The sequence below is a fragment of the Virgibacillus sp. AGTR genome, from assembly GCF_016919725.2.
Classification (GTDB): Bacteria; Bacillota; Bacilli; order Bacillales; family Amphibacillaceae; genus Virgibacillus; species Virgibacillus salarius.
Genome location: NZ_JAJERH010000001.1, coordinates 80,682 through 96,748, shown reverse-complemented (window position 1 = coordinate 96,748; position 16,067 = coordinate 80,682). Strand labels below are relative to the sequence as shown.

The 16,067-nt window shown below is 36.7% G+C and carries 13 protein-coding genes and 1 pseudogene; 7 read left to right on the top strand and 7 right to left on the bottom strand.

What is annotated here, in order from left to right; genetic code table 11:
- Positions 1-195 precede the first annotated feature (195 nt).
- The 3 genes from JUJ52_RS00430 to JUJ52_RS00420 all read left to right on the top strand — a co-directional run bounded on the left by JUJ52_RS00430 (position 196) and on the right by JUJ52_RS00420 (position 3,818).
- The gene (locus tag JUJ52_RS00430; RefSeq protein ID WP_121604982.1) at positions 196-1,449 is read left to right on the top strand and encodes a YeeE/YedE family protein; all 1,254 of its coding nucleotides are present in this window, start codon (positions 196-198) and stop codon (positions 1,447-1,449) included.
- Between the two features lie 228 nt (positions 1,450-1,677).
- Positions 1,678-3,051 carry an alkaline phosphatase gene (locus tag JUJ52_RS00425; RefSeq protein ID WP_226983504.1) on the top strand — a complete coding sequence of 458 codons (1,374 nt, stop codon included), beginning with the start codon at positions 1,678-1,680 and terminating at the stop codon, positions 3,049-3,051.
- An 83-nt stretch (positions 3,052-3,134) separates the two neighbouring features.
- Positions 3,135-3,818 carry a hypothetical protein gene (locus JUJ52_RS00420; RefSeq protein WP_051388383.1) on the top strand — a complete coding sequence of 228 codons (684 nt, stop codon included), beginning with the start codon at positions 3,135-3,137 and terminating at the stop codon, positions 3,816-3,818.
- A gap of 223 nt (positions 3,819-4,041) precedes the next feature.
- Here the strand turns inward: JUJ52_RS00420 and JUJ52_RS00415 are convergent.
- Positions 4,042-5,557 (bottom strand): annotated as a pseudogene (locus JUJ52_RS00415) (multicopper oxidase family protein).
- A gap of 405 nt (positions 5,558-5,962) precedes the next feature.
- On the opposite strand from JUJ52_RS00415, the gene JUJ52_RS00410 reads away from it, so the two are divergent.
- The gene (locus tag JUJ52_RS00410; protein WP_205388472.1) at positions 5,963-6,736 is read left to right on the top strand and encodes a class I SAM-dependent methyltransferase; all 774 of its coding nucleotides are present in this window, start codon (positions 5,963-5,965) and stop codon (positions 6,734-6,736) included.
- Between the two features lie 164 nt (positions 6,737-6,900).
- On the opposite strand, the gene JUJ52_RS00405 is transcribed toward JUJ52_RS00410, so the two are convergent.
- Complete coding sequence (locus JUJ52_RS00405; RefSeq protein ID WP_026682195.1) at positions 6,901-7,446, bottom strand: GNAT family N-acetyltransferase; 546 nt, start codon at positions 7,444-7,446, stop codon at positions 6,901-6,903.
- 99 nt (positions 7,447-7,545) lie between these two features.
- Here JUJ52_RS00405 and JUJ52_RS00400 point away from each other — a divergent pair, with 99 nt between their 5' ends.
- The gene (locus JUJ52_RS00400; protein ID WP_205388473.1) at positions 7,546-8,319 is read left to right on the top strand and encodes an aminoglycoside adenylyltransferase domain-containing protein; all 774 of its coding nucleotides are present in this window, start codon (positions 7,546-7,548) and stop codon (positions 8,317-8,319) included.
- A gap of 167 nt (positions 8,320-8,486) precedes the next feature.
- On the opposite strand, the gene JUJ52_RS00395 is transcribed toward JUJ52_RS00400, so the two are convergent.
- The 5 genes from JUJ52_RS00395 to JUJ52_RS00375 all read right to left on the bottom strand — a co-directional run bounded on the left by JUJ52_RS00395 (position 8,487) and on the right by JUJ52_RS00375 (position 14,139).
- Positions 8,487-9,617, bottom strand: a complete 1,131-nt coding sequence (locus JUJ52_RS00395) for a Ger(x)C family spore germination protein (protein WP_121604985.1) — start codon at positions 9,615-9,617, stop codon at positions 8,487-8,489.
- The gene (locus JUJ52_RS00390) at positions 9,617-11,074 is read right to left on the bottom strand and encodes a spore germination protein (RefSeq protein WP_205388474.1); all 1,458 of its coding nucleotides are present in this window, start codon (positions 11,072-11,074) and stop codon (positions 9,617-9,619) included. The genes JUJ52_RS00395 and JUJ52_RS00390 overlap by 1 nt, the downstream gene beginning before the upstream one ends.
- Complete coding sequence (locus JUJ52_RS00385; RefSeq protein WP_205388475.1) at positions 11,061-11,993, bottom strand: GerAB/ArcD/ProY family transporter; 933 nt, start codon at positions 11,991-11,993, stop codon at positions 11,061-11,063. Before JUJ52_RS00385 ends, JUJ52_RS00390 begins: the two co-directional genes overlap by 14 nt.
- Before the next feature lie 319 nt (positions 11,994-12,312).
- The gene (locus tag JUJ52_RS00380; RefSeq protein WP_205388476.1) at positions 12,313-13,179 is read right to left on the bottom strand and encodes an SDR family oxidoreductase; all 867 of its coding nucleotides are present in this window, start codon (positions 13,177-13,179) and stop codon (positions 12,313-12,315) included.
- A 162-nt stretch (positions 13,180-13,341) separates the two neighbouring features.
- Entirely contained in the window at positions 13,342-14,139 is a 798-nt protein-coding gene (locus tag JUJ52_RS00375; RefSeq protein ID WP_121604989.1) for a cytochrome c oxidase assembly protein, read from the bottom strand.
- Between the two features lie 251 nt (positions 14,140-14,390).
- Here JUJ52_RS00375 and JUJ52_RS00370 point away from each other — a divergent pair, with 251 nt between their 5' ends.
- Positions 14,391-14,978, top strand: a complete 588-nt coding sequence (locus JUJ52_RS00370) for a DeoR family transcriptional regulator (RefSeq protein ID WP_026682188.1) — start codon at positions 14,391-14,393, stop codon at positions 14,976-14,978.
- A 32-nt stretch (positions 14,979-15,010) separates the two neighbouring features.
- Positions 15,011-15,793, top strand: coding sequence for a FixH family protein (locus JUJ52_RS00365; protein WP_026682187.1), 783 nt, complete (start codon positions 15,011-15,013; stop codon positions 15,791-15,793).
- Positions 15,794-16,067 lie beyond the last annotated feature (274 nt).

The window sequence follows — 16,067 nt, the reverse complement described above, 5'->3', positions numbered from 1 at the left end:
AAACGTTTTGCCATTTGAGAAGCTGTTACTACATGGAGGTTCATTATTTCGATCGTACCAATAAATAGGTCTATTATCCAGATCTTCTCCGTTAAATTCGGACCAATATGCATAGCGAATTATTGACAGTAATCTGCATAGCAGTTATCATAATGAAATAAATCTGACTAATTTCATCAGAAAAGGGTGTTTTGGATGTCGACAAAGATTCAACCAATCAGAGAAGTAAAAGATCCAATTCCTAAAAATACAACGAAGTTAAATAAACCACAAATTTCTTTAATTATTGGGGGGATACTGGTAGGAGCGATTCTGCTAATCTACTTATTCGCTAAGCAACCTATTACTCAGCCGTTACTGTTAATAATCGGGCTATTGCTTGGTTATACGTTATTCCATGCGCGTTTTGGCTTTACTTCCGCTTTTAGAAGATTTATGTCAGTAGGTAATGGGCAAGCACTACGTTCACATATGCTCATGCTAGCAATTGCAGTGACATTATTTGCACCTATTTTAGCGTTTGGTCATTCCTTCTTTGGTGGAGAAGTCGCTGGCTACGTATCACCAGTAGGTATAAGTCTATTAGTAGGCGCCTTCATGTTTGGAATAGGGATGCAACTTGGTGGTGGTTGTGCTTCAGGAACATTATATGCTGTTGGTGGGGGACGATCCGTCATGTTTGTAACCTTACTTTTCTTTATTATCGGTTCCACCATTGGAGCGAAGCATCTCCTGTTTTGGACAGAAGAATTACCAGCTTTTGAACCTATTTCATTAGCAACCTCAACAGGACTTGGGTATGGTGGTGCTTGGATTGTATCCATTGCATTATTTGGATTAATCGCTTGGATTACGTTTAAAGTGGAAAGAAAAAGAAAAGCACCTAAGATGGCACCTGTTCCTTCAACAAACGGTTGGAAACGTATCTTACGAGGTTCTTGGCCATTATTTGTAGCAGCTAGCATATTAGCTATATTAAATGCTCTTACTCTACTTACGCGTGGAGCTCCATGGGGAATTACATCAGCATTTGCGCTATGGGGTTCTAAGGTAGCACAATTCTTTGGTGTCGACGTTGCTAGTTGGGGCTATTGGCAGGGAGCAAATGCTCAGGTACTAGAATCGTCTATATTCACAGACTCTACCACTGTACTAAATTTAGGTGTTATTCTTGGTGCGTTTCTTGCCTCAGCAGCTGGTGGGTTACTTAAATTTACAAAATTAAACTTCAAAAACGTAGTAGCTTCTATGCTTGGAGGGCTATTAATGGGCTATGGAGCTCGCCTTGCATTTGGCTGTAATATTGGCGCTTATTTTGGAGGGATAGCTTCTTTTAGCCTACACGGTTATGTCTGGGGGATCTTAGCATTAGCTGGTACATTTTTAGCCCTATACCTTCGACCATTATTTGGATTATCAGTCCCAAAATCAAAGGATTCCTTTTGCTAAATGAATGGTGTAAAAATTAAAAACTGTCGCTTGATAGGATATCACTACAAGCGGCAGTTTGTTGTTTTCTGAAGAGAACTTAGAAGAAAACTTAAAGTGATGTGGCTTTTTGACCAGGAATTTTTTCCCTTTTATTTTTACTCTATTCTTATATACTCTTAACCATAGATTAATAGTTTCTCTGTAAAATCTGTAATGGAGTCCAAATACAAATGAGGAGGAATTGTTTTGATCAACAAAAGGTGTGGGAAAAGATTACTAACCTTAACAGTTATCACTTCTTTAGTACTTGGTAGTTTTATAGCTGCAGGTCAAGAGGTGGAAGCGAAGAGGCATTATCCTAGTCAAGCAAAAGTCAAAAATGTCATCTTTATGATAGGAGACGGCATGGGGCCAACATACAATACAGCATATCGGTCATTTAAGAATAATCCATCGCCTTATCTGGAGGAAACTGCTTTTGATCAGCATTTAGTGGGAATGCAGCAAACCTATTCTTGGGATTCAGAAGAGAGTATTACAGATTCAGCGGCAGCTGCAACTTCGTTATCCTCTGGGATTAAAACATATAATGGTGCAATTGCCGTTAATATGAAAAAGAATGAAGTAAAGACAGTATTAGAAGAAGCAAAAGATAGAGGAAAAAGAACAGGACTTGTTTCTACATCACAAGTAAATCATGCTACTCCAGCCTCTTTTGGAGCTCATGATAAGTCACGTCATAATTATAATGATATTGCTGATGATTATATAGATGAAAAAGTAGATGGTAAGCATAAAGTGGATGTTATTTTAGGAGGGGGTATCTCCTATTTTGAAAGAAAGGATCGCAATCTAGCAGAAGAATTTCAAGATGCCGGATATAGCTATGTAAATACAAGAGAAGAATTAGTAGCTGATACGAATAAGCAAATCTTAGGTTTGTTTGCTCCGGTTGGGCTAGATAAAGCAATTGATCGACCACAAGAGCAGCCATCTCTAGAAGAAATGACGGATACAGCAATAGATCGCTTGAGCACAAACAAAGATGGTTTCTTTTTAATGGTAGAAGGCAGTCAAATAGATTGGGCGGGTCATGATAATGATATCGTTGGTGCGATGAGTGAAATGAAAGACTTTGAGAAAGCTTATGAAAGAGCGATTGATTTTGCAGAAAAAGACAAGCAGACGTTAGTAATCACTACTGCTGACCATTCTACTGGTGGTTTAGTGATGGGGGTCGATGGAGAATATAAATGGGATCCAACACCCTTGAGAGCAGCTAAACGTACTCCTGATTTTATGGCAGCTGAGATTAGTGACGGCAAGGATGTTAAAGAGGTTTTGGATCAATATATTGACTTGGATCTAACAGCGGAAGAAATAGAATCTGTAAAAAAAGCGGTTGAAACTGACGATACAACAGAAATTGATAATGCGATTGAACGAATTTTTGATGTGCGTTCTGGTACTGGATGGACAACTGGCGGACATGATGGTGTAGATGTAAATGTATATGCTTATGGTCCACAGGCAGATCAGTTTATTGGCTTAAATGATAACCATGAGGTTGGGCACAAGGTGATGGATATATTAAAAAATATTCGAAGCGCCAAGCCATAACCTAAATAACTATGTATACCATGATCCCGTTACTTAAGCAGCGGGATCATTTACATAAATGGAGGCAGGAGGGGCTTAGATTAATGATTAAATGGTTACTTATGCTGATAGCTATTCTAGTTGTATTTGGTTGTGCTAGGCATGATGAAAACGCGGAAGCAGAAAATGGTGCTGTAAATTCTGAACAAAAAGGAAAAGGGATGCAAGCAATAAAAGAGGAAGAGAAAGAAGTTGATCAATATATAAATAATCCACAGGCACCTGATACGAGGTCATTGAAAGAAATTGGTGATACATATGAAGATGAAGATGGCAAGGTTACTTTAGTAGCAAGCACAGACGATAGTAAAAGACTAGAAATTGGACCAATTGAGCTCACATATAAGAATTTGAAGGTGATGGAATATAGACCTGCTCTTCATTTGATAGATTACTTCCATCAATTCACTCATCATGAAGATAGATTTAATTACTTGAAGCTACAAGTAAAGATTCAGAACAAAAGTGAACAAACGATTAATGTTGCACCTGTATCGGTATTGGAGACGAGTGAAGGGGAACTAAAGGGTTTTGAAGATGATTTTTATCTACAAGAACTTCATGGAAAGCTATCACCTGGACAGGTGAAAACAGGTGAACTTGCATATATTCTTGAGAAATCAGATCCAGAACAGTTAAACTCCATTTCAATAACGACAAGTGATGTGTATGAAGACAATAAACAACAAGCAATAGAAAAGGGAAAGAAAGTGGAACTGGCGTTTTAAATTATCTATGCTTACCTCACGTTAACAGGCAGTAAGACAATTTCAAGATATTCACGGGTATTCCAACGTAGAAAGAATTCGTGAGCCTTCTTCGTACGTTAGCGCAAGAAGGCTCACTATCTACCATGGATAGCAAAGAATATTTTCCCAGCAGCTTCGTAGCACGAACTATTTTCAACCTGTTTGTTTTTTCATAGATTAATATGCTGGTTTTCTAAGCGTCCTATTGGTTGTTAGGATCTATTACTTTAAATGGCCGCATCATATCATAGTCCTCATGCTCTAAAATATGGCAATGCCAAACGTATTTTCCAGTATAAGGTGCGAATTTACTTATTACTCTTGTAATCTGTGCTGAGGGAGCTGAAATTGTATCTTTCCATCCTTTTTCGTTTGGCTGAGGAGGAGCAGGTGAGTCCGTGTAGATAATCCTTCCATCCTTATTATAGTGCGCCAAATCAAAAGCTCTCCTATCTAATAATTGAAATTGAACAAGGTGTATATGGATAGGGTGGCTGAAACCGGTAACATTTATGATTGACCAGATTTCTGTTGAGCCTAATTCTGGTGTCTCAGTAATTGGATCTCCCCACTTTTTATTATCTAATAGTAGCAGTGGTCGCCCATAGTCATCATTTAATCCTATGAGTTTTAGATTACGAACCGCTTTAATTTTATTTTGTTTGAGAGAGGGTATGGTTGATAAGTAGGTTGGAATAATAGTATGGTCTCGTTGTTTTAGTGGTAGTTGCACTCTAAATTGCATGATCTCGTTTGTTTCATCATCTGGATCAGCATTGGGTCCAAGGTCATTTTTCAAAATAATAGAGTTCTCTTTATACTTGCTGAAATCAACAATTACATCAACACGTTCAGCTGGCTCGATATTTATCGTATTTGCCTTAACCGTATTGGGGAGAAAACCTCCGTCTGAACCAATTTGATATAGGGGGGCACCAGAACTAAGGTATAATTGATATCCCCTTGTATTCGACGCGTTAAGAATCCGAAAACGATATTTCCTTGGTTCTACTTCAAAATACGGCCATATTTTACCATTAACGAGTATTTTATCACCAATAAATGCAGGTGAAATAGATGGATTTGGTGTGTTCGTAGTGGGATTATTAGGCTGTGCTGGATAGTAAAGAGATCCATCTTCATTAGTGGTACGATCCATGATAATGAGTGGAATTTCATAAGGATCGTTTGGAATATTCATTTCTCTCTCCTGAGTACCTCGAATAATGTACATTCCGGCAAGTCCTGCATACACATTTAATCTCGTAATCCCCATAGCATGGTCATGATACCAAAGTGTTGTAGCACGCTGTTTGTTTGGATAATGATACACTTGCTGTTGGAATGCAGGCCCTACTTTCTTAAAATCCTTTGTAAACCAAGCTTCAGGGTAACCATCACTTTCTGGGGTAGTTACACTACCGTGTAAATGAGTTACTGTTCGAACTTCTGGTTGATGAGCTAAATGATGAATGGATTTATCAACTGGCAGTAAATGTTTATCAGGAAGGTTGTTTATCCACTTAATATGCATTTGATTACCTTGATCAGTATCAATCGTAGGTCCAGGAAATTGTCTGTTATATCCCCATAATGTTGTCGGTCTTAAATCACGATGTAGTTTTTGTCTGAATTCTTCCATCCTTATTTCTAAATAAGAATAATCCTTTTATTGATTTCATAATAGGCAATTTATCAACAAATTTTGTTAGCTTCAAATAAGAACCCCCTTCGCAAAATTTGGGTGATAATACAGTAGATGTAAAGTAATGGTGTAAAGGTTGGGCGTTCTTCCTAATTCGTCATTTTCATTTTATCCCGCATATAACTGGCAGTAAAATCCTCACATCAAGCAATAGTGAATGCAATATGGGTAAGTGTGGATCAACTGCCAGTAAATGTCCGATTGGTTTAAAGGACTTTAGGTCATACCCTTGTGGTACTACCAATCCGTGGGGGATAAACGCCCTTCCACGGATTGAAGTTTCACACTCTCTATATACACATTTACATGCATGGTGATTATTATCTCTTATATATTTAAATAGAAATATACGATTATATTTATCGTGACTATTACGCTACAATTGAATTAACATGCAGATGATAAGGAGCTGTTTACTATGAATTTTCATGAGTTAGAGCACAAAGAGATGTATGCAACGAGAGAAGCAGATTCTTCATGGATAAATATTGTAACAACTTTAATGAATCAACCTGCTTCACGTATTCGTGCTGCTGATATTGGTTGTGGTGGCGGAATTTATGCCAAAGCGTTGGCAGAAATGGGCATACCCACCGTTATTGGTATTGATTTTTCAGATGTAATGTTAACAGCTGCCAAGCAGAATTGTCAGAATTATTCACAACTATCATTTAAAAAAGGTAATGCGTATAGTACAGGTTTACAAGAAAGTAGCGTTGACCTCGTTCTACAAAGAGCGCTCATTCATCATTTGAAGGATTTACCGGCTTGCTTTCGTGAGGCATATCGAATTTTACAAAAAGATGGAGTGTACCTTATTCAAGATAGGACGATAGGCGATTGCTTGAGAGATGGCGATACTAAACATATTAGAGGGTGGTTATATTCGCTATTTCCCCGGTTAATTAATTATGAAGAAAAAAGACGATTCTCGAGTGATGTGATTATAAATTCATTAAAAGATGCGGGATTTAAAGATATCGAAGAGCTACAATTGAAGGAAACTAGAAAAATATACCCTTCTAAAGAACTTTTATTTACGGATATTAGAAGAAGAAATGGGAAAAGTATTCTTTATCAACTGTCTGATCAAGAAATTGAAAAATTTATATCCTATTTAAATACAACTTTAAAAACAGCAGGAGAAATTACGGAAGTAGATTATTGGACGATCTGGAAGGCAGTAAAATAAATAATATATACTCATAAAAGAATCGATGAACGTTCTCACCGATTCTTTTAGAATTATCCAATATGCATGCTTATACTCCGTAGAAGGAAATGTATCGTTTCCTTCTGCCTAATAACACAATTAATTATAAAGAACAGCCGGCTTACGGACAAAAGGTTATATAGTTAATGAGACGAGAGATCATCTTTAATCAAACTATATACATAATGATCCACATATGTATCATACAGCCACTCTGCTTTTCTTAATTGTCCTTCTCTATGAAAACCAAGTCGCTGCGGAATAGCGGCACTTCTAATATTCTTCGTTGCTACCCGAACTTCGATTCTATTTAATTGTAACTCTAAGAAGCAATAGTTGATTATAGCTTTGCATGCACTTGTAATTAATCCTTTTCCTTGAAACTTTTCCCCTAGCCAGTAACCAATTGATGTAGAGCGATTTCCCCAATCAATATGATGAAGGCCAATCACTCCAGCTAATTCTCCCTTATACCATATTCCTAAGTGTAACCCCGTATTATTGCTGAACTGTTTCAGTGCACTGTCAATGAAGGCTAAGGAATGTTCGACAGTCTGTGTTTGATCAATCCATGGTAGCCATTTTCGAAGATGATTTCTTGATTGATCGGTTAAATAAAATAATTGGTTTGCATGACGGTGTTCTAACAATTGTAAACCTGCTTCAGGGCTCAGCTGATGATAAAACATAGTCGCTTTCTCCTTTCCTATTTACCTAACATGCTCTGCATGCTAAGCTTTAACTACTTCTATTGTAACGGAATGGATGGCAGTTAGGGGGAGATCTTTATGAATATGGATGAAACGTTGCAAAACATTGTTCATGCTTTCCAAACATGTTTAGGGGAAAAACTAGATGGTATTTATTTACATGGTTCGTTAGCTATGGGGTGTTATAATCCGCTTCATAGCGATATAGATCTATTAGTTCTTGTGGGAAAACAACTATCGTTGGATGAAAAGAAGCATATAATTAAACAATTGATCGACTTAGAAGATAGGTTTGCTGTACGTATAGAAATGAGTATGATGTTGCAATCCACCTTATACCCTTTTTTATATCCAACTCCTTTTGAATTACATTATTCCATGGACCATAAACATTATTATTTACAGAATGAAAACTACCTATGTGCTAATGGTAAAGACTATGATTTAGCAGCGCACATTGTCGTAACCCTTGAACGAGGAGTTACATTATTTGGTGAAGCTAAGCAGCTAGCTTTTCCTGCCATTGATCATACAATATACCTTTCTTCCATTATGAAGGATATCGAAGATGCCTATATTGAAATTCGTAACGCACCTGTTTATTATAGTCTGAATTTATGTCGTGTACTTTATTACTTGAGGGAAAGTGTTGTATCGTCTAAGCAAGAAGCAGGTGAATGGATGTTAGAACAGCTAGCTGATGAAAGAGAGGATTTACATATGGTAGTAGCTCATTCCTTAGCTGATTATTCTTTAAATAAGCAAAAACATGCATGGGATGTTTCTGCATTACAGTTATTTGCTGCATATATGCTTCGTGCTATTGATAGACAATTGGAGAACATAACGTAAATGCTTACCACTAATGTAGAAAAGAAATACAAAGAAAAGGCATATACAAGCGGGAGTGCTTATGGAGAGCAATTAAAAAATATTATACAACATAAACACTTCCCAATAGATTACAGTTTTTTAACTTCGTTAAAATAGCAATAGCAATACATTATCATTGGCTTACCTTATTCATATACTCCCTTTGTCTCTAGATGGAAATCAACCGTAATCTTATGAAGTGATTCAGCTTTTAATGGATACTTGGCTAAATCTTTTGGTTTAACTCGTTGATGGAATAGCTTATTCTTAATGTTATATACGTCAACTCCTTTATTAATACCATTTAAGTATGTTTCGGTTATTTCTTTTTTTATTTGTTTCTTTACTAATTTTTCAATTTTCTTGACTGAAAGTTGCTCCTCCATGTCAGAAAGTGACCCTACAGCTTTCACATGGATGGAAAATTGAAAATCGCTTCCCTTTTTCTCTACACTAAATTCCACATGGGGCTTCATAATTCGAACTGTTCCTTTAATTTGATCATCTTCTACAACATCTATTGTTGTATTTTTCGTATCATTATTGGTCCAGCGAAGTCCTGGTAGTTCATCATGGGATAACCATTCCTTGCCCTTCCCATTATGAATGGGAAATACACCATTCACCTTTAATGTCTTTTTAGGCTTAGGTTCTACGACAGATTCCTTCCAATCTGTTTCATCGATAGAAAGAGCAGGTAATAATGCCGTTCCTCCAGGCTCTTTGTAGATGGAAACAAATTTATGCATGCGGATCGGCCTAATGTAGGAGTTAATAGTATACGTATCCGTGGGCTTATATAAAATGGTGTAGACAGGTGGTAGTTGAAAAAATCCTGTAGCACTTAGGATATCGTCAATCGATTCTTTTGTTCCAAACATCCAAGGAGTGTAACGAAATTGCCCGTTTTTTCGTAATGACTGCTCCGCACGCGTAACTCCTTTCTCAATTACAGATTGCGTATAAATAACAGCACCAACATGTGCCCAATTAATCATTTGCTGTGACGTATGATATAAATTATTAACAGCATCATTAACTGTTTTCCCTTTAGCCCTACCAATGTAAAGAGGAACTTGCTGAGCGGGTTTATTAACATCTTGCTTTGCTACATTGGAAAAGTCTAAAATTTGCACATAAATAATATAGTTTTCATCTTGATAGTCAATTGCCATAGCGGTTGCGTAATTAACCTCGCCAATTTCTTTTTCATCCCAACAACCACTTAAAACAAGTAATAAGAAACTAATTAAAAGTAATTTTTTGATACGCTTCATTATTTATCAGCCTGCCTGTCTGCATCATTCGTATCCAAAATTAATGCTCGTTCATTTTGTTTAACAACAGGGTCTTTTACGACGGCTTTCACAAAATCTTTTTTAGAGAAAGGAGAAACTGGGCTTAAATAAGGAACACCAAATGATTCGAGTTTTGCAAGGTAGCCAAGTGTAAGGAAAACACTAATGAAAAATCCAAACATACCAAATAAGGATGATAGAAGAATCGATCCGATTCTAATTATGGAAACAGTGCCAAAGAGTGCCTGATTTCCTAATGTAAACGTAGCAACTGCCGTAATAGATGAAATAACTAGCATCGTTGGAGAGGTTAAACCGGCACGAATGGCTGCATCTCCTACGATGAGACCACCTACTACGGCTACGGTTTGACCAACTGGTTTCGGTAATCTTACTCCTGCTTCTCTAAATAATTCAAATAATCCAAGCATTAAGAGTAACTCTACTGTCGTATTGAATGGAATACCTAATCTTGAAGCAGCAATTGTAGCTAATAGTGGAAATGGTATCTGGTCAACATTATAAGCAGATAGCGATACCCAAAAAGCTGGTAAGAAGATAGACACCATAAACCCAACAAGTCTAAGAAACAATTCAAACGTAGCATAATAATACGGTGTATGCTCATCCTCAGAAGTATTTAAAAATAATCCTAAGTTGCCAGGAGCAATAATTACATTTGGTACATTATCAATAAAAATGGCGAACCTACCTCTTGCTAAGCTACTTACAACACCATCTGGATGAGATATTGATTGCATAAGGGGAAATAAGGAATAATGAGATTCACCAAGAATACCTAATAACTGATTATCACTTAACAAGATATCAATATCTATATGATTGAGCCTTTTTGTAACTTCATTTATCATATCTTTATTTTGGATATCGCTAAAATAAACTAATTCTACCTTCGTATTACTTCTTTTTCCGATTACAAATGATTTTGAAGTAAGCGAGTTGGTCTTTAAGCGCTTGCGAACTAGTGCTACGTTAGAGCTTATGTCCTCAATAAATGCATCTCTAGGTCCACGTAAAGATACTTCTGCATTCGACTCTTCAGGTGAACGCTTTGGTGGATTCGAAGTATCAAAGAAATAAATATGGTCTGATATTATGAATGCTGAATAGCCGTTAAATATTTTTTCTGGAAGGGTTTGACCGATATTGACCTCATCTTTAGACCACTTTATTTTTTTTGAGCAGTTTATATGTTCTACACCCTTTAGACCATTATGATAATAATTTTCTTGTATTTCAGGTAAAATACTGTTTATTAATAAACTATGTTCAATCATACCGTTGCAGTAAATCACTAACATCGGTTCTTTTTGCTTTGGATTATATAAGAGATGGTTTTCAATGGAGACATCCGAAGAATCTCGAAATAAGTCTCGTATATAGTTTTCTTTTGATTGCTTTTTATTTTTTCGCATGTATAGACATCCTATTCTTCGATAATTTAATCAGGAGTGCGATCGTGCAAGTGATTACAACACCAAAGATACTGCTTCCCAAGTAATAATAGTTAGATAAAAACTTCAAAAATGCCTCATCCGAAATAGGGGCTAACATAAACAGTAAATAGATGAAGCAGATAAAAGCTTGTATAAATAGCCGTTTCTTTTTATTAGTAATGTTAAAGGCTTGGGTAATGAGATATAAGATGATAGCTAAACGGATAAAAGCGCCAGATAACCATTGGTAAATAGATAAAAAATCCAGATGGTTAAAATAGTTTCCAATACCAACAATTCTCCATTGAAAAAAGGCTGGATAACGAATTTTTGCTGCCTCTTCAACGCCAAAAGTAGCTATTGTCCCAAGTAAGGGGCCGGTAGTTAAGATAGATAAAAATAAGATAAGAAAAACTAAATGCTTGAATTGGATTGATTTTGTAACCTGATGTTGAAGTAAATACAATAAAAATAATTCAATAACGGAACCAAATGCGAACAAAGCACCGTGGAGGACGTCTCCCCATCCATTTTCAACCAGTACTGGTGCCACAAGTCGGTAGTTTTTATCGGGAATAGTACCAATTGCTACGAACATACCGAAAAGAATTACTAGAGGTAGCAGAACGCCTGCGCAGATACCAATAACGTTTAGCTTACAATAAGATATATAGAGCGATGCGCCTAAAGTAAACAAGGTGATAACAAGGATTGGTGTAAAAAACAAATACGTTTCATCTGTCCACATAACGGTTTCCTTTAAGGTTATCCAGCCCATAATTAGAAGAAATATAACAATTAAAACAGCAATACCATAACTTAGCGTTTTAGAATAGGTAGAAGATAACCATTGAAATAGCGATTGATCTTGAAACTGCTTTGTAACATAAAGGAACAATGGGAAAGGGCTAGAAGGAGGCTATAACCAATTAGCACACTAATCCAAGCGTCTCGGCCAGTCGCGTTAATTAAGATTGGTATCACAATAACATGGTTGCTTAAGCCTGTGCTTAACAAGAAAATAGCCATTAATTGTGAAATTGTAATATTACCCATCTATAATCCCCCAACCCGTGTTAATGATGATAATCATATTGTGAGGATATTAGCAAAGTTTATTCATGCTAAAATGCCAAACCAGTAGTTAACTACTAGCTTGGCATTTTTATCCGCATATAACTGGCAGTAATACTTCCATTGATTGAAGTTTCCCCTTATCATTTTATATGCTTATGATAATAGTTACCCCAATGTGGTTTACTGCCATCCCTGTCCGTAAAATTGTAAATATCGGATAATTGCCAGGTAGATAGTGTTTTACCCGAAAAACGACCAACATCAGGATCTGTTGCTAAATGCCTAATCGCTTTACCGATGTAAAAAGGTGTTTCAGATGCTATAAAGTGTTTATCGCTTTTAACACCATCCTGCCAATTATCTTCCGTAACCTGAAATAAATCTAGCATTGCCTCGGAGCGCAGAAACCCTGGAGTAACAGCCAGTGCTATAATCGAATCTTCCTTTAAGTCAGTGGCCATCGCTTGTGCCATATGAATGTTTGAGATCTTAGCTAGACTATAATAGAAGTTCCCTCGATAGGAATAATCTGTCCCATCAGTGATTTCGATCATTATTCCTTGAGATGCTTTCTTTAATAGTGGAATAGCATAATGTGAAGTAATAATATGTGATTGTACTGCTTGTTGCAGCAACTGTAACCCATCGGACAAATCATGATCTCCTATAGTTTTCCCCCATTCTGTTAACGGATCTCCGCCCCAAATGTCATTCACAAGAATGTCCAGTTGACCCTGTTCATGTTCAATTCTTTGAAATAAGGATTTGACTTGTTTTTCCTTTGTATGATCAGTTTTAACAGCGATGCCGCAGCCACCCGCTTGGCTAACTAACGCTGCTGTTTGCTCGATAGTTTCTGATCGTTGCATAGGTGAAGTATGGTTATTCGTAGTCCTTCCTGTTACATAAACTGTAGCTCCTGCTTCCCCTAACTGGATAGCAATACCACGTCCTGCTCCTCTTGTTCCGCCAGCAACAATGGCAACTTTCCCTGTCAAATTTCCCATCTTATTACTCCTTTCAAATTGATATACTGTTAGTGTAACGGTTAAATATGACACCTAATGTCAACATTGTTCGAAATTGTAGAGAGACCGACATTGTTAGGAAAACCAGTTCCATAGGTTTAAGCAGAGATGGTAGGGCAACAATGAAGCGATGGGATTTGATTAACTACAGTGCTTATTCAAATGAGTGGACAACTTTAACCCAATTTTGTGAATTCCAAGCATCGAAAATCCTGCGATTCCTTGATCTATGCGTGTATCGAAAGAGAAAGGTACCACACTTGTTTGCTCCACTGTTGGAGGAATACATAGTTGGGTGATAACATGATTTAGAAATGGATGATGCATCCCATTAAATAATGCACTAATAATAAATATCATACATGCAGGCATTAGGATCATAGCACTTAATAATACGAATTTCCGCTTTTGCTTTTGGTCAAAGTAAATCTTAGCTTTGGTACTAGCTAATGGCCACCACATGAAAAAAGCTAAAATGAAAAGTGCAACTAAATATGGTATACGAATCATAGGGTATTTGAATATAAACTGCATGACAACAGGTAAGTGATACAGAAAAAATAAGATAGCAAAAAGGAGAAGTGCTGATATCGTTAGCAATTTCATGTTTAGTCGAATTTGGATACCTAAAAAGCTATTCCTAGTACGGACGTGTAGTTTAGGACTACTTCGTATAAACAACGGCGGGATAATAAAATAGACGATACTCATTTGAATCATATGAAAACTAAAGTTAAAATGGCTAATTGCTGATAATGGACTACCTATGGTTAGATAGAAGAGGCATAGGGAGAAGATTAATAATATAGGCTGAGACTTCGTATTTATTGTTAACCTTTTCTTTATGAATAATAGAATATATCCAATGACTATTAATATGAGTGCGCATAATAATGGTATATTCCACTGCTGGCCAACAAGTAACATCTCGATACTCATTTTATCTCTCCTTTAGATTCGTAAGGCATTTATTATAAATTAACAAATACTCACAGATAAAGGAAGGAAAACTATAGTAGAATGTGTTAAGTTTGCAATGAATTCGTGAATTGACTAATAGATAATTCTATTCATAAAGTACATAAATTATTCACAAATAATTCAAAGAAATTACATTGATGATTCCGATTACACATGATATATTTTGTTATAAGATGTTAAATGATGTTATGTAAGGGGGGAGGTAAATAATGCTGCCGTTGGAGCGTCAAAATCGCATAAAAAAACTTATCTATGAAAAAAAGAATCTAAAAATAGCTGAATTAAGTAAAACATTTGGTGTCTCAGAAATGACAATACATCGTGATGTGAAGGGACTATTAGATCAGGGGATTGTTAAGAAAACATTTGGAGGAATTTCTTTAGTACATACGGAGCATCAGGAAACGAACACTAGTCATGATGCTTGTGTATTTTGTAGCCGGAAAAATAATGATAGGCTAGCTTATCGTTTAATCTTATCTAATGATAAAATCGAAATGGCCTGCTGTGCTCACTGCGGATTATTGCGACATCAACAATTGGGAGATAAGGTAATTCAAGCGATTTGCCCAGACTTTTTTAGACAGACAACTATAAGTGCACCCTCAGCTTGGTTTGTAATGGATACAACATTACATATGGGATGCTGTCAACCGCAGGTTTTAACTTTTGAATGGAAAGAGCATGCCGAAAAATTTGTCAAGGGTTTTGGAGGGGAAGTATATGCCTTCCAAGCAGCTAAAAAAGCTTTATTTGAAAAAATGAATGGTAATACAACTTGTGGTGGGAAGCACTAGTCTTTGAGTCCATTAAAAGAGGAGAATGTCAGATGCACAAGAAATATTTGTTGCTGATTTTAGGAATGATTTTGATGATGGTTCTTGCCGCTTGTGGCGAGAATGAAAAAGATGATACGACAAAAAAGGCTGAAGATGAAGAGGTTAAGTCATTAAATGTAGATTTTGAAGTACCTGAAACAGTTGATCCTGGTGATCCGGTGGAATTAAAAGCAACAGTGACTTATGGTGATGAAAAGGTTACAGATGCCGAAGAAGTGGTTTTCGAAATCTGGGAAAAAGACAAAAAAGATGACAGTATTAAAGTTGAATCTACAAACAATCAAGATGGTACATACACTGCAGAAACAACATTTGATCACGACGGAGAATATGAAATGTATGCTCATACTACCGCAAGGGCGCTTCATACCATGCCGAAAAAAGCAATAATAGTTGGAGATGGCAAAAGTCATGAGGAGCAGGAGGCTGAAAATCATGAACATGACTCAGGAGAGCACGATCATGGTACACATGCAGAAGGATTCTCCATGCACTTTAATAAACTAGAAAATGTAAAAATAGATCAGGATGTGGAAATGACCGTTCATCTACAGATGGATGAACAAGCACTTGAACAAGCAGCTGTGCGCTATGAGGTATGGAAAGAAGGCGAAGAAAAACATGAATGGGTAGATGCAGAAGAGAAAAAGGCTGGTGAATATACTGCAAACCATTCTTTTGGGGAACAGGGTACTTATCATGCTATCATCCATGTTGAAAATGATGAAGGTTTACACGAACACGAGGAATATCAAATAGAAGTAGCTAAATAAAGAATGGGTAACAATTACATGGTGAATTTGTTCACATATTATGAAATGGAAAAAGGAATGTTCATAGAGGAACGTTCCTTGCAGCTTGTAGAGAACCTTTATGTTTTCTACAAGCTTTTTTTGTTGTCTAGGAAACTATAAAATTTGAGCACTATGGATAACTATGGGAGTGTTGAACCGCGTCAAGCTCCAGCGTCTAGAAACTAGGCAGTCTCGCGAATTGCCCTACGATACGCCATCATCGGTTCGCGCGCAACCACACCGTGATTCCTTT